General features: G+C 59.2%; 26 protein-coding genes and 1 tRNA gene. All 27 read left to right on the forward strand.

Annotated features, from left to right (window positions below):
- The first annotated feature begins 456 nt into the window (after positions 1-456).
- The 27 genes from ACEN88_RS11885 to rpsD all read left to right on the forward strand — a co-directional run bounded on the left by ACEN88_RS11885 (position 457) and on the right by rpsD (position 13,334).
- Positions 457-533 (forward strand) — tRNA-Val (locus tag ACEN88_RS11885).
- A 288-nt stretch (positions 534-821) separates the two neighbouring features.
- The gene (gene rplC / locus ACEN88_RS11890; RefSeq protein WP_036240330.1) at positions 822-1,478 is read left to right on the forward strand and encodes a 50S ribosomal protein L3; all 657 of its coding nucleotides are present in this window, start codon (positions 822-824) and stop codon (positions 1,476-1,478) included.
- 3 nt (positions 1,479-1,481) lie between these two features.
- Positions 1,482-2,102 carry a 50S ribosomal protein L4 gene (rplD, locus tag ACEN88_RS11895; protein ID WP_056126492.1) on the forward strand — a complete coding sequence of 207 codons (621 nt, stop codon included), beginning with the start codon at positions 1,482-1,484 and terminating at the stop codon, positions 2,100-2,102.
- Positions 2,099-2,416 (forward strand): 50S ribosomal protein L23, encoded by a 318-nt coding sequence (gene rplW, locus ACEN88_RS11900; RefSeq protein ID WP_036240333.1) that lies wholly within the window; start codon positions 2,099-2,101, stop codon positions 2,414-2,416. The genes rplD and rplW overlap by 4 nt, the downstream gene beginning before the upstream one ends.
- Positions 2,416-3,243: a 50S ribosomal protein L2 gene (rplB, locus tag ACEN88_RS11905; protein ID WP_036240335.1), complete on the forward strand. Its 828-nt coding sequence runs from the start codon at positions 2,416-2,418 to the stop codon at positions 3,241-3,243. The genes rplW and rplB overlap by 1 nt, the downstream gene beginning before the upstream one ends.
- A 9-nt stretch (positions 3,244-3,252) precedes the next feature.
- Positions 3,253-3,528 carry a 30S ribosomal protein S19 gene (gene rpsS, locus ACEN88_RS11910; protein WP_056449183.1) on the forward strand — a complete coding sequence of 92 codons (276 nt, stop codon included), beginning with the start codon at positions 3,253-3,255 and terminating at the stop codon, positions 3,526-3,528.
- Positions 3,525-3,857, forward strand: coding sequence for a 50S ribosomal protein L22 (rplV, locus tag ACEN88_RS11915; RefSeq protein WP_179966292.1), 333 nt, complete (start codon positions 3,525-3,527; stop codon positions 3,855-3,857). The genes rpsS and rplV overlap by 4 nt, the downstream gene beginning before the upstream one ends.
- A gap of 11 nt (positions 3,858-3,868) precedes the next feature.
- Positions 3,869-4,663, forward strand: a complete 795-nt coding sequence (rpsC, locus tag ACEN88_RS11920; RefSeq protein WP_036240339.1) for a 30S ribosomal protein S3 — start codon at positions 3,869-3,871, stop codon at positions 4,661-4,663.
- Positions 4,664-4,665: 2 nt separating this feature from the next.
- Positions 4,666-5,085 (forward strand): 50S ribosomal protein L16, encoded by a 420-nt coding sequence (gene rplP, locus ACEN88_RS11925; RefSeq protein ID WP_005663456.1) that lies wholly within the window; start codon positions 4,666-4,668, stop codon positions 5,083-5,085.
- Between the two features lie 12 nt (positions 5,086-5,097).
- Positions 5,098-5,289 carry a 50S ribosomal protein L29 gene (rpmC, locus tag ACEN88_RS11930; protein WP_036240341.1) on the forward strand — a complete coding sequence of 64 codons (192 nt, stop codon included), beginning with the start codon at positions 5,098-5,100 and terminating at the stop codon, positions 5,287-5,289.
- Positions 5,286-5,558 (forward strand): 30S ribosomal protein S17, encoded by a 273-nt coding sequence (rpsQ, locus tag ACEN88_RS11935; protein ID WP_036240344.1) that lies wholly within the window; start codon positions 5,286-5,288, stop codon positions 5,556-5,558. Before rpmC ends, rpsQ begins: the two co-directional genes overlap by 4 nt.
- 288 nt (positions 5,559-5,846) lie before the next feature.
- A complete protein-coding gene (gene rplN / locus ACEN88_RS11940) occupies positions 5,847-6,215 on the forward strand; it encodes a 50S ribosomal protein L14 (protein ID WP_056126494.1) in 369 nt (122 codons plus the stop codon).
- A 10-nt stretch (positions 6,216-6,225) separates the two neighbouring features.
- A complete protein-coding gene (gene rplX, locus ACEN88_RS11945; protein WP_036240348.1) occupies positions 6,226-6,540 on the forward strand; it encodes a 50S ribosomal protein L24 in 315 nt (104 codons plus the stop codon).
- A 6-nt stretch (positions 6,541-6,546) separates the two neighbouring features.
- On the forward strand, positions 6,547-7,086 hold the full coding sequence (rplE, locus tag ACEN88_RS11950; protein WP_036240349.1) for a 50S ribosomal protein L5: 540 nt from the start codon (positions 6,547-6,549) through the stop codon (positions 7,084-7,086).
- Positions 7,087-7,090: 4 nt separating this feature from the next.
- Entirely contained in the window at positions 7,091-7,396 is a 306-nt protein-coding gene (gene rpsN / locus ACEN88_RS11955) for a 30S ribosomal protein S14 (protein ID WP_036240351.1), read from the forward strand.
- Between the two features lie 14 nt (positions 7,397-7,410).
- Positions 7,411-7,806, forward strand: coding sequence for a 30S ribosomal protein S8 (gene rpsH / locus ACEN88_RS11960; RefSeq protein ID WP_036240352.1), 396 nt, complete (start codon positions 7,411-7,413; stop codon positions 7,804-7,806).
- A gap of 10 nt (positions 7,807-7,816) precedes the next feature.
- The gene (gene rplF / locus ACEN88_RS11965) at positions 7,817-8,350 is read left to right on the forward strand and encodes a 50S ribosomal protein L6 (protein ID WP_056126497.1); all 534 of its coding nucleotides are present in this window, start codon (positions 7,817-7,819) and stop codon (positions 8,348-8,350) included.
- 12 nt (positions 8,351-8,362) lie between these two features.
- Positions 8,363-8,725, forward strand: a complete 363-nt coding sequence (gene rplR, locus ACEN88_RS11970; RefSeq protein ID WP_036240357.1) for a 50S ribosomal protein L18 — start codon at positions 8,363-8,365, stop codon at positions 8,723-8,725.
- 12 nt (positions 8,726-8,737) lie between these two features.
- Positions 8,738-9,256, forward strand: a complete 519-nt coding sequence (rpsE, locus tag ACEN88_RS11975) for a 30S ribosomal protein S5 (protein ID WP_036240359.1) — start codon at positions 8,738-8,740, stop codon at positions 9,254-9,256.
- A gap of 11 nt (positions 9,257-9,267) precedes the next feature.
- Positions 9,268-9,447: a 50S ribosomal protein L30 gene (gene rpmD, locus ACEN88_RS11980; RefSeq protein ID WP_036240361.1), complete on the forward strand. Its 180-nt coding sequence runs from the start codon at positions 9,268-9,270 to the stop codon at positions 9,445-9,447.
- Between the two features lie 27 nt (positions 9,448-9,474).
- Positions 9,475-9,906 carry a 50S ribosomal protein L15 gene (gene rplO, locus ACEN88_RS11985; protein WP_036240364.1) on the forward strand — a complete coding sequence of 144 codons (432 nt, stop codon included), beginning with the start codon at positions 9,475-9,477 and terminating at the stop codon, positions 9,904-9,906.
- 29 nt (positions 9,907-9,935) lie between these two features.
- Positions 9,936-11,270, forward strand: a complete 1,335-nt coding sequence (gene secY, locus ACEN88_RS11990; protein WP_413339836.1) for a preprotein translocase subunit SecY — start codon at positions 9,936-9,938, stop codon at positions 11,268-11,270.
- 32 nt (positions 11,271-11,302) lie between these two features.
- Positions 11,303-11,521 (forward strand): translation initiation factor IF-1, encoded by a 219-nt coding sequence (infA, locus tag ACEN88_RS11995; RefSeq protein ID WP_005663428.1) that lies wholly within the window; start codon positions 11,303-11,305, stop codon positions 11,519-11,521.
- A 37-nt stretch (positions 11,522-11,558) separates the two neighbouring features.
- Complete coding sequence (gene rpmJ / locus ACEN88_RS12000) at positions 11,559-11,672, forward strand: 50S ribosomal protein L36 (protein WP_005663407.1); 114 nt, start codon at positions 11,559-11,561, stop codon at positions 11,670-11,672.
- 15 nt (positions 11,673-11,687) lie between these two features.
- Positions 11,688-12,053 carry a 30S ribosomal protein S13 gene (gene rpsM, locus ACEN88_RS12005; protein WP_036240369.1) on the forward strand — a complete coding sequence of 122 codons (366 nt, stop codon included), beginning with the start codon at positions 11,688-11,690 and terminating at the stop codon, positions 12,051-12,053.
- Between the two features lie 14 nt (positions 12,054-12,067).
- The gene (rpsK, locus tag ACEN88_RS12010) at positions 12,068-12,472 is read left to right on the forward strand and encodes a 30S ribosomal protein S11 (protein WP_036172227.1); all 405 of its coding nucleotides are present in this window, start codon (positions 12,068-12,070) and stop codon (positions 12,470-12,472) included.
- Between the two features lie 238 nt (positions 12,473-12,710).
- Positions 12,711-13,334, forward strand: a complete 624-nt coding sequence (gene rpsD, locus ACEN88_RS12015) for a 30S ribosomal protein S4 (RefSeq protein ID WP_036240371.1) — start codon at positions 12,711-12,713, stop codon at positions 13,332-13,334.
- Positions 13,335-13,464 lie beyond the last annotated feature (130 nt).

Here is a 13,464-nt window from a genome sequence, read left to right on the forward strand (position 1 = left end):
CGGCGCGCTTCCTGCGGGCCGGCGAGCAGGGTGCCGTCGAGGTCGGTGGCGAGCACGAGCTTGCGCGGATCGAGGTAAGGGGTACGGGAACGGAAAGGCAATGCGGTCATGGTCATCCTTGTCGAGCGATGTCCGCCACGCGGCCCGCTCGAGCGCGGACGTGGCAGGGAGTGAGGCGTGCAGGGCCGCGGCCGGTGGCCGGGTGCGCGCGCAGGAAAGCGGATGCGGCTTGGCATCCACGCGACGGGGACGGACGGTGAGCTTGAAACGGGGCGCCAGCGTGAGGGTTGTATTTATGGTGTGAGACGGCGCTCGTCCCCGGTGGAACCCGTCAAGGATAACATTGCAAAATAACATCGACAACCTGTGAGATGATTGCACCGAATCACGGAATGGCGAGTTTTTTGGATTGGGTATTGCGCTTTGCTAAAACATCCTCGTATAATGCGGCTCCCCGGGCGGTTAGTTCAGCTGGTTAGAATACTTGGTCGACATCCAAGGGGTCGCAGGTTCGAATCCTGCACCGCCCACCAGAATTCCTCCATATCGCAGGCCTCGAGCCTGTAGAGAAAAGATGCCAAGGTGTCTTTTCTGTGCCGTTCAGCTTGAACGGATTCTCTGATCTCCACGACTCTAGCGTAAAGCGCAACAGGCCGCGTCAGCTTCGCATTTTCCTGTTGCGTCCATCCGTTGCGCGCGCTATACTAGCCGGCTTCGGTGTGGGCCTATCTTTTTTTGGCCCATGCGTTTAAGAGGAAGTTTTTTTAAAACTTCCGATAGTCAACTAGCCCCGCCCAATCGCAGGTGGGAATGGAGAAAAAATGAGCCTGGGCCTTCTCGGTCGCAAGGTTGGCATGATGCGCATCTTCACGGACGACGGTGATTCGATCCCCGTTACCGTGCTGGACGTGTCGAACAACCGTGTTGCGCAAATCAAAACTCCTGAAACTGATGGTTATGCCGCAGTTCAGGTCGTCTTCGGTCAACGTCGCGCTTCCCGCGTGAACAAGGCCGCTGCCGGTCACTACGCCAAAGCTGGCGTCGAAGCTGGCACGATGCTGAAGGAATTCCGCGTCGAAGCCGCTCAAGCCGCTGGTTTCAAAGCTGGCGACGCAGTCAACGTCTCGCTGTTCGAAGTGGGCCAGAAGATCGACGTGCAAGGCACCTCGATCGGTAAAGGCTACGCCGGTACCATCAAGCGTTACAACTTCTCGTCGGGCCGCGCCACCCACGGTAACTCGCGTTCGCACAACGTGCCGGGTTCCATCGGTATGGCACAGGATCCGGGCCGCGTGTTCCCGGGTAAGCGCATGACCGGTCACATGGGTGACGTCACTGTCACGACCCAGAACCTGGAAATCGCCCGTATCGACGCCGAGCGTCAACTGCTGCTGGTTAAGGGTGCCGTTCCTGGCGCCAAGAACGGTCAAGTGATCGTCAAGCCGGCAGTCAAGGTCAAAGCCAAGAAAGGAGCATAAGCGATGGAACTCAAGCTCCTGAATGAGCAAGGTCAAGCTGGCGCCGCAGTCAACGCCGCCGACACCGTGTTCGGCCGTGATTACAACGAAGCCCTGATCCACCAGATCGTGGTCGCCTACGCCGCCAACGCGCGCTCGGGCAACCGCAAGCAGAAGGATCGTGAAGAAGTCTCCCACACGACCAAGAAGCCGTGGCGTCAAAAAGGTACGGGCCGTGCTCGTGCCGGTATGTCGTCGTCGCCGCTGTGGCGCGGTGGTGGCCGTATCTTCCCGAACTCGCCGGACGAGAACTTCTCGCACAAGGTCAACAAGAAGATGCATCGCGCAGGTATCTGCTCGATCTTCTCGCAGCTGGCCCGCGAAGACCGCCTGAGCGTCATCGAGAACCTGACCGTCGAAGCACCGAAGACCAAGCTGCTGTCGCAAAAGCTGCAGGGCATGGGTCTGGACTCGGTCCTGGTGATCACCGACACCATCGATGAAAACCTGCTGCTGGCATCGCGCAACCTGCCGAACGTGCTGGTTGTCGAGCCGAAGCACGCCGACCCGATGTCGCTGGTGTTCTACAAGAAAGTCCTGGTCACCAAAGCTGCTCTGGCCAAGATCGAGGAGATGTACGCATGAGCGCCGCAATCAAATTCAGCGAAGAGCGCCTGATGAAGGTGCTGCTGGCTCCGGTCATTTCCGAAAAGGCGACCTTCGTCGCGGAAAAGAACGAACAGATCGTGTTCAAGGTCCTGCCGGACGCGACCAAGCCGGAAATCAAAGCCGCCGTCGAGCTGCTGTTCAAAGTCGAAGTGGAATCGGTCCAGACCGTGAACCGCGAAGGCAAGCAGAAGCGTTCGGGCCGTTTCACCGGTCGCCGCAACCACACCAAGCGCGCTTTCGTGGCCCTGAAACCGGGCCAGGAAATCAATTTTGTCGAGGAGGCTAAATAATGGCACTCGTTAAGATGAAGCCAACCTCCCCAGGCCGCCGCGGCATGGTGAAGGTTGTGAACGCCGACCTGTACAAGGGTCGTCCGTTCGCAGCCCTGGTTGAGAAGAAATCGAAGACCGCTGGCCGTAACAACAACGGTCACATCACCACCCGCCACATCGGCGGTGGTCACAAGCACCACTACCGCGTGGTCGACTTCAAGCGCAACAAGGACGGTATCCCGGCCAAGGTCGAGCGCATTGAATACGACCCGAACCGCAGCGCGCACATCGCTCTGGTGTGCTACGCCGACGGTTTCCGCGCGTACATCATCGCTACCAAGGGCATGGCCGTGGGCGATACCGTCATGAACGGCTCGGAAGCGCCGATCAAGTCGGGTAACTGCCTGCCGATCCGCAACATCCCGGTCGGTACCACCATGCACTGCGTCGAAATGCTGCCGGGTAAGGGTGCCCAGATGGCCCGTACCGCAGGCGCCGGCGTCGTGCTGATGGCTCGCGAAGGTACCTACGCCCAGGTTCGCCTGCGCTCGGGTGAAGTGCGCCGCGTGCACATCGAGTGCCGCGCAACGGTTGGCGAAGTCGGCAACGGCGAGCACAACCTGCGCAAGATCGGTAAAGCCGGTGCAATGCGTTGGCGCGGTGTCCGCCCGACCGTTCGCGGTGTCGTGATGAACCCGATCGACCACCCGCACGGCGGTGGTGAAGGTCGTACGGCTGCGGGTCGTCACCCGGTGTCGCCATGGGGCCAGCAGACGAAGGGCAAGAAGACGCGTTCGAACAAGCGCACGTCGTCGATGATCGTCTCGCGCCGCGGCAAGAAATAAGGATAAGACATGACTCGTTCATTGAAAAAAGGGCCGTTCATTGACGCCCACCTGGTGAAAAAAGTCGAAACCGCGCAAGCGAACAAAGACAAAAAGCCGGTCAAAACCTGGTCGCGCCGCTCGACGATCACCCCGGACTTCATCGGTCTGACGATCGCCGTTCACAACGGTAAAGTGCACGTGCCGGTGTACGTGTCCGAGAACATGGTGGGTCACAAGCTGGGCGAATTCGCCCTGACCCGCACGTTCAAGGGCCACGCCGCTGACAAGAAGGCGAAGAAATAATGGAAACTAAAGCTATCCTCAAAGGCGTCCGCCTGTCGGAACAGAAAGGCCGCCTCGTCGCCGATCTGATCCGCGGCAAGAAAGTCGACGCCGCGCTGAACATCCTGCAGTTCAGCCCGAAAAAAGGCGCGACCATCATCAAGAAAGTGCTGGAGTCCGCAATCGCGAACGCCGAGCACAACGATGGTGCCGACATCGACGAACTGAAAGTGGTTCAGATCTATGTCGAAAAGGGCCCGATCCTGAAGCGCTTTACGGCACGTGCCAAAGGCCGCGGCGATCGCATTTCGAAACAATCCTGTCACATCTTCGTGACTGTCGGTAACTAAGGAGTCACACGATGGGTCAGAAAATCCACCCAACCGGCTTCCGCCTGGCGGTCACCCGTAACTGGGCATCGCGCTGGTACGCTGGCAACGGCAACTTCGCCGACATGCTGAAGGAAGACCTGGAAGCCCGCGCTTTCCTGAAGAAGAAACTGAAGAACGCCTCCGTCGGCCGCATCGTCATCGAGCGTCCGGCCAAGAACGCGCGCTTCACGATCTACTCGTCGCGTCCGGGCGTCGTCATCGGCAAGAAGGGCGAAGACATCGAAGTCCTGAAGTCGTCGCTGACGAAGATCATGGGCGTGCCGGTGCACGTCAATATCGAAGAAATCCGCAAGCCGGAAATCGACTCGCAGCTGATCGCCGACTCGATCGCCCAGCAGCTCGAAAAACGTATCATGTTCCGCCGCGCCATGAAGCGTGCGATGCAGAACGCGATGCGTCTGGGCGCTGTCGGCATCAAGATCATGTCGTCGGGCCGCCTGAACGGCATCGAGATCGCACGTACCGAATGGTACCGCGAAGGCCGTGTGCCCCTGCACACCCTGCGCGCCGATATCGACTACGGCACCAGCGAAGCCTCGACCACGTACGGCATCATCGGCGTGAAAGTCTGGGTCTACAAGGGTGACCGTTCGCCGACCGGCGAAGCACCGGTGATCGACGTTCCGGCCGACGAGAAAAAGCCGCGCGGTCCGCGTCGTGACGATGGCAAACCGGCTGGCCGTGGCCGCCCGGGCGCCAAGCCAGGTACCGCACCCGCAGGCCGCCGTGCTGCCAAGCCGGCCGCTGAGAAAGCAGGAGAATAAGCATGCTGCAGCCATCCCGCAGAAAGTATCGTAAAGAGCAGAAAGGCCGCAACACCGGCATTTCGCACACCCGCGGCACCGCGGTCTCGTTCGGCGAATTCGGTCTGAAGGCAGTTGCCCGCGGCCGTATCACCGCACGCCAGATCGAAGCTGCACGTCGTGCCATGACCCGTCACATCAAGCGTGGCGGCCGTATCTGGATCCGTATCTTCCCGGACAAGCCGATCTCGAACAAGCCGGCTGAAGTCCGTATGGGTAACGGTAAAGGTAATCCGGAGTACTACGTGGCCGAGATCCAGCCGGGCAAGGTCCTGTACGAAATGGACGGCGTCGCTGAAGAACTGGCGCGCGAAGCCTTCCGTCTGGCTGCCGCCAAACTGCCGCTGGCGACGACGTTCGTCGTGCGTCAAGTCGGTCAATAACAGGAGTTAAGAATGAAAGCAACGGAACTCCGCGGCAAGGACCAGGCAGCTCTGCAACAAGAGCTGAATGAGCTGCTGAAGGCACAGTTCGGCCTGCGCATGCAAATCGCTACGCAGCAACTGACGAACACCGCCCAGCTCAAGAAGGTGCGCCGCGATATCGCGCGTGTCAAGACTGTGATGAACCAGAAGGAAGCCAAATGAACGACACCACTAAAACGGCGCTGAAGCGTACGCTGGTCGGCAAAGTCGTGTCCGACAAGATGGACAAGACGGTGACCGTGCTGATCGAGCGTCACGTCAAGCACCCGCTGTACGGCAAGATCATCGTGCGCTCGAACAAGTATCACGCGCACGACGAGACCAACCAGGCGAAAATCGGCGACACCGTCGAGATCGCGGAAGGTCGCCCGATCTCGAAGACGAAGGCTTGGACCCTGACCAAAGTTCTGCAGGTCGCTCCGGTTCTCTGATCCAAAACCGGGGCCTTGTAAAACCGTAGCGAGCTTTGCGCAGTAGGTTTTACAACGCCCCCGGAAAATTTGTCTTGCGTGGCCCGCTGGTATGTGGAATACTAGCGGGCTTCGTTCATGTGTTGCCGCAGTTTGTCCTTCGGTAACTGCGGCCTGCAACGAACATTGGAAAGTCCAATCACCCAAACGTACGCGCTTGCAATGAGTGCGGACGGCGGGACCAAGACTGACCGCAGGCCTACGGTTTTCCGTGGGGTTTCTTCGGCTTAAGTTGGGAAAGAAAATATCATGATTCAAACCGAAAGCCGGCTCGAAGTGGCCGACAATACCGGTGCAAAAGAAGTTCTGTGCATCAAGGTATTGGGCGGCTCCAAGCGCCGTTACGCCAGCATTGGCGACGTGATCAAGGTCACCGTGAAGCAAGCTGCTCCGCGCGGCCGCGTCAAGAAGGGTGAAATCTACAACGCCGTGGTCGTGCGTACCGCTAAAGGTGTGCGCCGCCAGGACGGCTCCCTGGTGAAGTTCGACGGCAATGCCGCCGTCCTGCTGAACAGCAAGCTGGAGCCGATCGGTACCCGCATCTTCGGACCGGTGACGCGCGAACTGCGTACCGAGAAGTTCATGAAGATCGTGTCCCTGGCACCTGAAGTTCTGTAAGGGAGCAGCAATGGATAAGATTCGTAAAAACGACGAAGTCATCGTTCTGGCCGGTAAAGACAAAGGCAAGCGCGGTGTCGTTCAGCAGCGCGTAGATGCTGAGCACGTCATCGTCGAAGGCGTGAACGTGGCCAAGAAGGCCGTCAAGCCGAACCCGATGACCGGCGTAACTGGTGGTATCGTCGACAAGACCATGCCGATTCACGTGTCGAACGTCGCGCTGTTTAACGCAGCGACCGGCAAGGCTGATCGCGTTGGCTTCAAAGAAGTGGATGGCAAAAAAGTCCGCGTCTTCAAGTCGAACGGCGAAGTAGTGAAAGGGTAATGAGAAATGGCCCGTCTCCAACAAGTTTATAAAGACAAAGTCGTTGCCGAACTGACCGAAAAATTCGGTTACAAGTCGGTGATGGAAGTGCCGCGCCTGACCAAGATCACCCTGAACATGGGTCTGTCGGAAGCTGTCGCCGACAAGAAGATCATCGAGCACGCAACCGGCGACCTGACGAAGATCGCTGGCCAGAAGCCGGTCGTGACCAAGGCTCGCAAGGCAATCGCAGGTTTCAAGATCCGCGAAGGCTACCCGATCGGCACGATGGTGACCCTGCGTGGCGCCCGCATGTACGAATTCCTGGACCGTTTCATCACCGTGGCCCTGCCGCGCGTGCGTGACTTCCGTGGCGTCAGCGGCAAATCGTTCGATGGTCGCGGCAACTACAACATCGGCGTCAAAGAGCAGATCATCTTCCCGGAAATCGATTACGACAAGATCGATGCGCTGCGTGGCATGAACATCTCGATCACCACGACCGCTAAGACCGACGAAGAAGCCAAAGCGCTGCTCGCCGCATTCAAATTCCCGTTCCGGAACTAAGAACATGGCAAAACTTGCACTGATTAACCGCGAACAGAAGCGTGCAGACCTGGTGGAGAAATTCGCCGCAAAGCGTGCCGCTCTGAAAGCAATCATCGACGACCAGTCGAAGACCGAAGAAGAGCGTTACGAAGCACGCCTGAAGCTGCAGGCCCTGCCGCGTAACTCGGCGCCGACCCGCCAGCGTAACCGCTGCGCCATGACCGGCCGTCCCCGTGGCACTTTCCGTAAATTCGGTCTGGCCCGTACCAAACTCCGCGAATTCGCCATGAAAGGCGAAATCCCGGGTATGACCAAAGCTAGCTGGTAATAGGAGAATAAGCAATGAGTATGAGCGATCCTATCGCCGATATGCTGACCCGTATTCGCAACGCGCAAGGCGTGCAGAAGACCACCGTCGAAATGCCGTCGTCGAAGCTGAAAGTTGCGATTGCCAACGTCCTGAAGGATGAGGGTTACATCGAAGATTACGCCGTGTCCACCGAAGGTGGCAAGGCTGAACTGAAAATCGGTTTGAAGTACTACGTCGGCCGTCCGGTTATCGAGCGCATCGAGCGCGTCTCCCGTCCTGGCCTGCGCATCTACAAGGGCAAAGACGAGATCCCTCAGGTCATGAACGGCCTGGGCGTGGCGATCGTCTCGACCCCGAAGGGTGTGATGACCGACCGCAAAGCACGCGCTACCGGTGTCGGTGGCGAAGTGATTTGCTACGTGGCTTAAGGAGTAGACGATGTCTCGAGTAGCTAAGATGCCAATCGCCGTCCCGGCCGGTACCGATGTCGCGATCAACGCGTCGTCGATCACCGTCAAGGGCCCGCTGGGCACCCTGACCCAGCCGCTGAACGGCCTGGTCAAAGTGGAAAACAACAATGGCACGCTGACCTTTGACGTGATCGACGATTCCCGCGAATCGAACGCCATGTCGGGCACCCTGCGTGCACTGGTGAACAACATGGTGACCGGTGTCACCAAAGGTTTCGAAAAGCGCCTGACCCTGGTCGGCGTGGGTTACAAGGCCGCCGTCCAAGGCAACGCCCTGAACCTGTCGCTGGGCTTCTCGCACCCTGTGCTGCACGCGATGCCGGAAGGCGTCACCGCAGCGACCCCGACCCCGACCGAGATCCTGATCAAGGGTATCAACCGTCAACAGGTCGGTCAGGTTGCCGCAGAAGTGCGCGCTTACCGCTCGCCTGAGCCGTACAAAGGCAAGGGTGTCCGTTATGCGGACGAAGTGGTGAAGCTTAAAGAAACCAAGAAGAAATAATCGGAGCTGACGATGGACAAGAAAGAATCGCGTCTGCGTCGCGGACGCCAAACCCGCATCAAGATCGCGCAGCTGGGCGTGAACCGCCTGTCGGTGCACCGCACGAACCTGCACATCTATGCGAACCTGATCAGCCCGGATGCGAAGGTCCTGGTTTCGGCTTCGACGCTGGAAGCAGAAGTGCGCGCCGAGCTGGGCGGCAAGTCGGGTGCCGGCGGCAACGCCGCTGCAGCCGCACTGGTTGGCAAGCGCGTCGCAGAAAAAGCACTGAAAGCAGGGATCACCGAAGTCGCATTCGACCGTTCGGGTTTCCGTTACCACGGCCGTGTGAAGGCGCTGGCAGAAGCCGCGCGCGAAGCTGGTCTGAAGTTCTAAGGAAGAATCGTCATGGCAAAAATGCAAGCGAAAATGGCAAGCGACAAGCCGGATGATGGCATGCGCGAGAAAATGATCGCGATCAACCGCGTCACCAAAGTGGTGAAGGGTGGTCGTATCATGGGTTTTGCAGCGCTGACCGTTGTCGGTGACGGCGATGGCCGCATCGGCATGGGCAAAGGCAAGTCGAAGGAAGTTCCGGTCGGCGTGCAAAAAGCGATGGAAGAAGCCCGCCGCAACCTGATCAAGGTGCCCCTGAAGAACGGTACGCTGCAGCACTCCGTCACCGGCCGCCACGGCGCGTCGTACGTGATGATGTCGCCGGCCAAGCCGGGTACCGGCGTGATCGCAGGTGGCGCAATGCGCGCAATCTTCGAAGTCATGGGCGTGACCGACGTCGTCGCCAAGTCGACCGGTTCGTCGAACCCGTACAACCTGGTTCGCGCGACCCTCGACGGTCTGGCAAAAATGAGCACTCCGGCCGACATCGCTGCCAAGCGCGGCAAGTCGGTGGAAGAGATCCTGGGTTAAGGGGAATAACTATGGCAAACACCATCAAAGTCAAGCTGGTCAAAGGCCTGATCGGTACCCGCCAGGATCACCGCGCCACCGTGCGCGGTCTGGGTCTGCGTCGTGTCAACTCGGTTTCCGAGCTGCAGGACACCCCGGCGATCCGCGGCATGATCAACAAGGTCAACTACCTCGTGAAAATTGTCGACTAAGCCGCGGCTTGGTCAACGGAGAAAATAATGCAACTCAATACCATCCAACCCGCTGAAGGCGCGAAACACGCCAAGCGCCGCGTCGGTCGCGGTATCGGCTCGGGCCTGGGCAAGACCGCCGGCCGCGGCCACAAGGGTCAGAAATCGCGTTCGGGCGGCTTCCACAAAGTCGGCTTCGAAGGCGGTCAGATGCCTCTGCAGCGCCGTCTGCCGAAGCGTGGCTTCAAGTCGCTGAACGCTACGTTCAAGGCTGAAGTGCGTCTGTCGGACCTGAACAACCTGGCCGTTGCCGACGTCGACGTTCTGGTGCTCAAGCAAGCCGGCGTGCTGCCGGTCGTTGCTCGCGACGTGCGCGTGATCCTGTCGGGCGAAATCACCAAAGCGGTGAACCTGAAAGGCATCAAGGCAACCGCTGGCGCGAAAGCAGCGATCGAAGCAGCTGGCGGCTCGGTCGCCTAAACGCGACCGCTGCCTGATCGGAGCAAAAATTGGCGACTAATTCACAACTTGGTAAAAGCGCTGCATCCGGTTTCCCCTGGGGCCGGTTGTGGTTCTTGCTTGGCGCATTGGTCGTGTACCGTATCGGAGCTCATATCCCGGTCCCCGGGATTGATCCGGTCGCCATGGCCCAGCTGTTCAAGCAGAACGAGGGCGGCATTCTCGGCATGTTCAACATGTTCTCGGGTGGTGCCTTGTCTCGTTTTGCCGTGTTCGCACTTGGCATCACGCCGTACATTTCGGCTTCGATCATCATGCAGCTGGTGTCGATCGTCTCGCCGCAGATGGAGGCACTGAAGAAGGAGGGCGAGGCCGGCCGCCGCAAGATCACCCAGTACACCCGTTATTTCACGGTCGTGCTGGCTCTGTTCCAGGCGTTCGGTATCGCCGTCGCGCTCGAGGCGCAGCAAGGCCTCGTGCTCGATCCGGGCATGGGCTTCCGCCTCGTAACCGTCGTGACCCTGCTGACCGGCACCATGTTCCTCATGTGGCTGGGCGAGCAGATCACCGAACGTGGTCTTGGCAACGGTATCTCGATCATCATTTTTGCCGGTATCGCAGCTGGTCTGCCGGGCGCACTGAGTGGCTTGTTCACCCTGGTGTCGAACGGTTCGATCGGTAGCTTCTCCGCGATCGTCATCGTGATTCTGGTAGCCCTGGTGACTTACGCTGTCGTGTTCGTCGAACGCGGCCAGCGCAAGATCCTGGTGAATTACGCGAAACGCCAGGTCGGTAACAAGATCTATGGTGGCCAAACCAGCCACCTGCCGCTGAAGCTGAACATGGCTGGGGTGATCCCGCCGATCTTCGCTTCGTCGATCATCCTGTTCCCGGCCACGATCGTCGACTGGTTCACGCGCGGCAAAGATGTCAACAGCCCCGTCGTCGGGTTCCTGAAAGACCTCGCTGCCTCGCTGAGCCCGGGCGAACCGATCCACGCGTTGCTGTATGCGGTGGCCATCGTGTTCTTCTGCTTCTTCTACACGGCGCTGGTATTCAACAGCAAGGAAACGGCGGACAACTTGAAGAAGAGCGGCGCGTTTGTACCGGGCATCCGTCCGGGCGAGCAGACCGCACGCTACATCGACAAGATCCTGATGCGCCTGACCCTGGCCGGTGCAGTCTATATCACGCTGGTGTGCCTGGTGCCGGAGTTCTTCCAGAGCCAGTGGAAAGTACCTTTCTACTTTGGCGGAACCTCGCTCCTGATCATCGTGGTCGTCACGATGGATTTCATGGCGCAGGTGCAGAACTACGTCATGTCGCAGCAATATGAATCGCTGCTGCGCAAGGCTAATTTCAAGGGCGGTATCCCGTCGCGTTGAGCGGCTGGCGCCCCCAGGAGTGAATAGACCGAATGGCAAAAGACGACGTCATCCAAATGCAAGGGGAGATTCTGGAGAACCTCCCGAACGCGACCTTTCGCGTGAAGCTGGAAAACGGGCACGTGGTGCTTGGACATATCTCGGGTAAAATGCGGATGAATTACATCCGCATTCTTCCGGGTGACAAGGTAACGGTGGAGCTGACCCCTTACGACTTGTCCCGGGCCCGCATCGTGTTCCGCACCAAGTAAAACTAATCAAGTTATCGAATCTGGAAGAGAGTGCAAAATGAAAGTTAACGCTTCAGTCAAGCGGATCTGCCGCAACTGCAAGATCATCAAGCGCAAGGGCGTGGTCCGTGTGATCTGCGTCGAGCCGCGTCACAAGCAGCGTCAAGGTTAATACGAGGAATATCGAATGGCACGTATTGCAGGGGTCAACGTCCCCAATCACCAGCACACCGTCATCGGCCTGACGGCGATCTATGGTATCGGCCGTACCCGCTCGAAGCAGATCTGCGAATCGACCGGCGTTGCGACCAACAAGAAGGTCAAGGACCTGGACGACAACGAGCTGGAAAAGCTGCGTGATGCAGTCGGCAAGTTCGTGGTCGAGGGCGACCTGCGCCGTGAGCTGTCCATGAGCATCAAGCGTCTGATGGACCTGGGCTGCTACCGTGGCATGCGTCACCGCAAGGGCCTGCCGGTCCGCGGTCAACGCACCCGTACCAATGCACGTACCCGCAAGGGCCCGCGCAAGGCAGCTCAATCGCTCAAGAAATAATCTAGGAACTGACCATGGCTAAGCAACAAAGCTCGGCGGCTGCAGCCCGCATCCGCAAGAAAGTCAAAAAGAACGTCGCCGAAGGCATCGCACACGTCCACGCATCGTTCAACAACACCATCATCACGATCACCGATCGTCAGGGCAATGCCCTGTCGTGGGCGACGTCCGGCGGCGCAGGTTTCAAGGGTTCGCGTAAATCGACCCCGTTTGCGGCTCAGGTCGCAGCTGAAGCAGCTGGCAAGGTTGCTCAGGAATACGGCGTGAAGAACCTGGAAGTCCGCATCAAGGGCCCGGGCCCGGGCCGTGAGTCGGCTGTGCGCGCGCTGAACAACCTGGGTATCAAGATCACCGAGATCCAGGACGTGACGCCGGTTCCGCACAACGGCTGCCGTCCGCCGAAGCGTCGTCGTATCTAATGTTGCCCGGGCGGTTCGCCGCCCGCCGCAGCATTGATGCGCCACACGCCGTGGTGTAAAGAATCGCCGGCGCAGTTAACCCGGAAATGGGTTATACTGCCCGGCTATTGTCGCCTCGGGCCGTCCTGGTCATGAGGTTTTTGTAAGCCACGTCCGGTCTCATCGAAGAACTGGACTAGCGCCTGTTGTGGCTCAAGCCGCATCCGGGGCGTGATCATTCAAACAAAGGAAGTTTAACGTGGCACGTTATATCGGACCTAAAGCAAAACTGTCGCGCCGTGAAGGCACCGACCTGTTCCTGAAGAGCGCACGCCGCTCGCTCGACTCCAAGTGCAAACTGGACGTCAAACCGGGCCAGCACGGCGTCAAGTCGGGCCAGCGTACGTCGGACTACGGCAACCAGCTGCGTGAAAAGCAGAAGGTCAAGCGTATCTACGGTGTGCTGGAGCGTCAGTTCCGCCGCTACTTCGCCGAAGCGTCGCGCCGCAAGGGCAACACCGGTGAGACCCTGCTGAAGCTGCTGGAATCGCGTCTGGACAACGTCGTCTACCGCATGGGCTTCGGCTCGACCCGCGCCGAAGCACGTCAGCTGGTCAGCCACAAAGCGCTGACCGTGAACGGCAACGTCGTGAACATCGCTTCGTACCAGGTCAAGACCGGCGACGTCATCGCCGTCCGCGAAAAGGCCAAGAAGCAGACCCGTATCGTCGAAGCGCTGTCGCTGGCCGAGCAGGTTGGTTTCCCGAGCTGGGTGTCGGTCGATGCCAAGAAAATGGAAGCAACCTTCCGCGCCTATCCGGAGCGTAACGAGATCGCTGCCGACGTCAACGAAGCGCTGATCGTCGAACTGTACTCGCGTTAATCGACTTTGGCGCGGTCATCCCGCGCCGAAGTCGTCCCCGCGAAAGCGGGGATCCATGCTGAGCTGGCTAAAGCCGACTGTGTATGGGTTCCCGCTTCCGCGGGAAGTCGTGTCCGGCAGTGCCGGACAC

The sequence above is a fragment of the Massilia sp. CT11-108 genome (assembly GCF_047302915.1).
Taxonomy (GTDB): domain Bacteria; phylum Pseudomonadota; class Gammaproteobacteria; order Burkholderiales; family Burkholderiaceae_D; genus Telluria; species Telluria orientalis.

What these genes read in the sequence shown, in the direction of transcription:
- rpsH (WP_036240352.1), top strand. Translation starts at nt 7,411, where the DNA reads ATGAGTATGAGCGATCCTATCGCCGATATGCTGACCCGTATTCGCAAC.
- rplW (WP_036240333.1), top strand. Translation starts at nt 2,099, where the DNA reads ATGAGCGCCGCAATCAAATTCAGCGAAGAGCGCCTGATGAAGGTGCTG.
- rplX (WP_036240348.1), top strand. Translation starts at nt 6,226, where the DNA reads ATGGATAAGATTCGTAAAAACGACGAAGTCATCGTTCTGGCCGGTAAA.
- rpmD (WP_036240361.1), top strand. Translation starts at nt 9,268, where the DNA reads ATGGCAAACACCATCAAAGTCAAGCTGGTCAAAGGCCTGATCGGTACC.
- rplP (WP_005663456.1), top strand. Translation starts at nt 4,666, where the DNA reads ATGCTGCAGCCATCCCGCAGAAAGTATCGTAAAGAGCAGAAAGGCCGC.
- rplF (WP_056126497.1), top strand. Translation starts at nt 7,817, where the DNA reads ATGTCTCGAGTAGCTAAGATGCCAATCGCCGTCCCGGCCGGTACCGAT.
- rpsE (WP_036240359.1), top strand. Translation starts at nt 8,738, where the DNA reads ATGGCAAAAATGCAAGCGAAAATGGCAAGCGACAAGCCGGATGATGGC.
- rpsN (WP_036240351.1), top strand. Translation starts at nt 7,091, where the DNA reads ATGGCAAAACTTGCACTGATTAACCGCGAACAGAAGCGTGCAGACCTG.
- rpsQ (WP_036240344.1), top strand. Translation starts at nt 5,286, where the DNA reads ATGAACGACACCACTAAAACGGCGCTGAAGCGTACGCTGGTCGGCAAA.
- rplR (WP_036240357.1), top strand. Translation starts at nt 8,363, where the DNA reads ATGGACAAGAAAGAATCGCGTCTGCGTCGCGGACGCCAAACCCGCATC.
- rpmC (WP_036240341.1), top strand. Translation starts at nt 5,098, where the DNA reads ATGAAAGCAACGGAACTCCGCGGCAAGGACCAGGCAGCTCTGCAACAA.
- rplE (WP_036240349.1), top strand. Translation starts at nt 6,547, where the DNA reads ATGGCCCGTCTCCAACAAGTTTATAAAGACAAAGTCGTTGCCGAACTG.
- rplD (WP_056126492.1), top strand. Translation starts at nt 1,482, where the DNA reads ATGGAACTCAAGCTCCTGAATGAGCAAGGTCAAGCTGGCGCCGCAGTC.
- rplC (WP_036240330.1), top strand. Translation starts at nt 822, where the DNA reads ATGAGCCTGGGCCTTCTCGGTCGCAAGGTTGGCATGATGCGCATCTTC.
- rpsC (WP_036240339.1), top strand. Translation starts at nt 3,869, where the DNA reads ATGGGTCAGAAAATCCACCCAACCGGCTTCCGCCTGGCGGTCACCCGT.
- rplB (WP_036240335.1), top strand. Translation starts at nt 2,416, where the DNA reads ATGGCACTCGTTAAGATGAAGCCAACCTCCCCAGGCCGCCGCGGCATG.
- rpmJ (WP_005663407.1), top strand. Translation starts at nt 11,559, where the DNA reads ATGAAAGTTAACGCTTCAGTCAAGCGGATCTGCCGCAACTGCAAGATC.
- infA (WP_005663428.1), top strand. Translation starts at nt 11,303, where the DNA reads ATGGCAAAAGACGACGTCATCCAAATGCAAGGGGAGATTCTGGAGAAC.
- rpsM (WP_036240369.1), top strand. Translation starts at nt 11,688, where the DNA reads ATGGCACGTATTGCAGGGGTCAACGTCCCCAATCACCAGCACACCGTC.
- rpsK (WP_036172227.1), top strand. Translation starts at nt 12,068, where the DNA reads ATGGCTAAGCAACAAAGCTCGGCGGCTGCAGCCCGCATCCGCAAGAAA.
- rpsS (WP_056449183.1), top strand. Translation starts at nt 3,253, where the DNA reads ATGACTCGTTCATTGAAAAAAGGGCCGTTCATTGACGCCCACCTGGTG.
- rplN (WP_056126494.1), top strand. Translation starts at nt 5,847, where the DNA reads ATGATTCAAACCGAAAGCCGGCTCGAAGTGGCCGACAATACCGGTGCA.
- rplO (WP_036240364.1), top strand. Translation starts at nt 9,475, where the DNA reads ATGCAACTCAATACCATCCAACCCGCTGAAGGCGCGAAACACGCCAAG.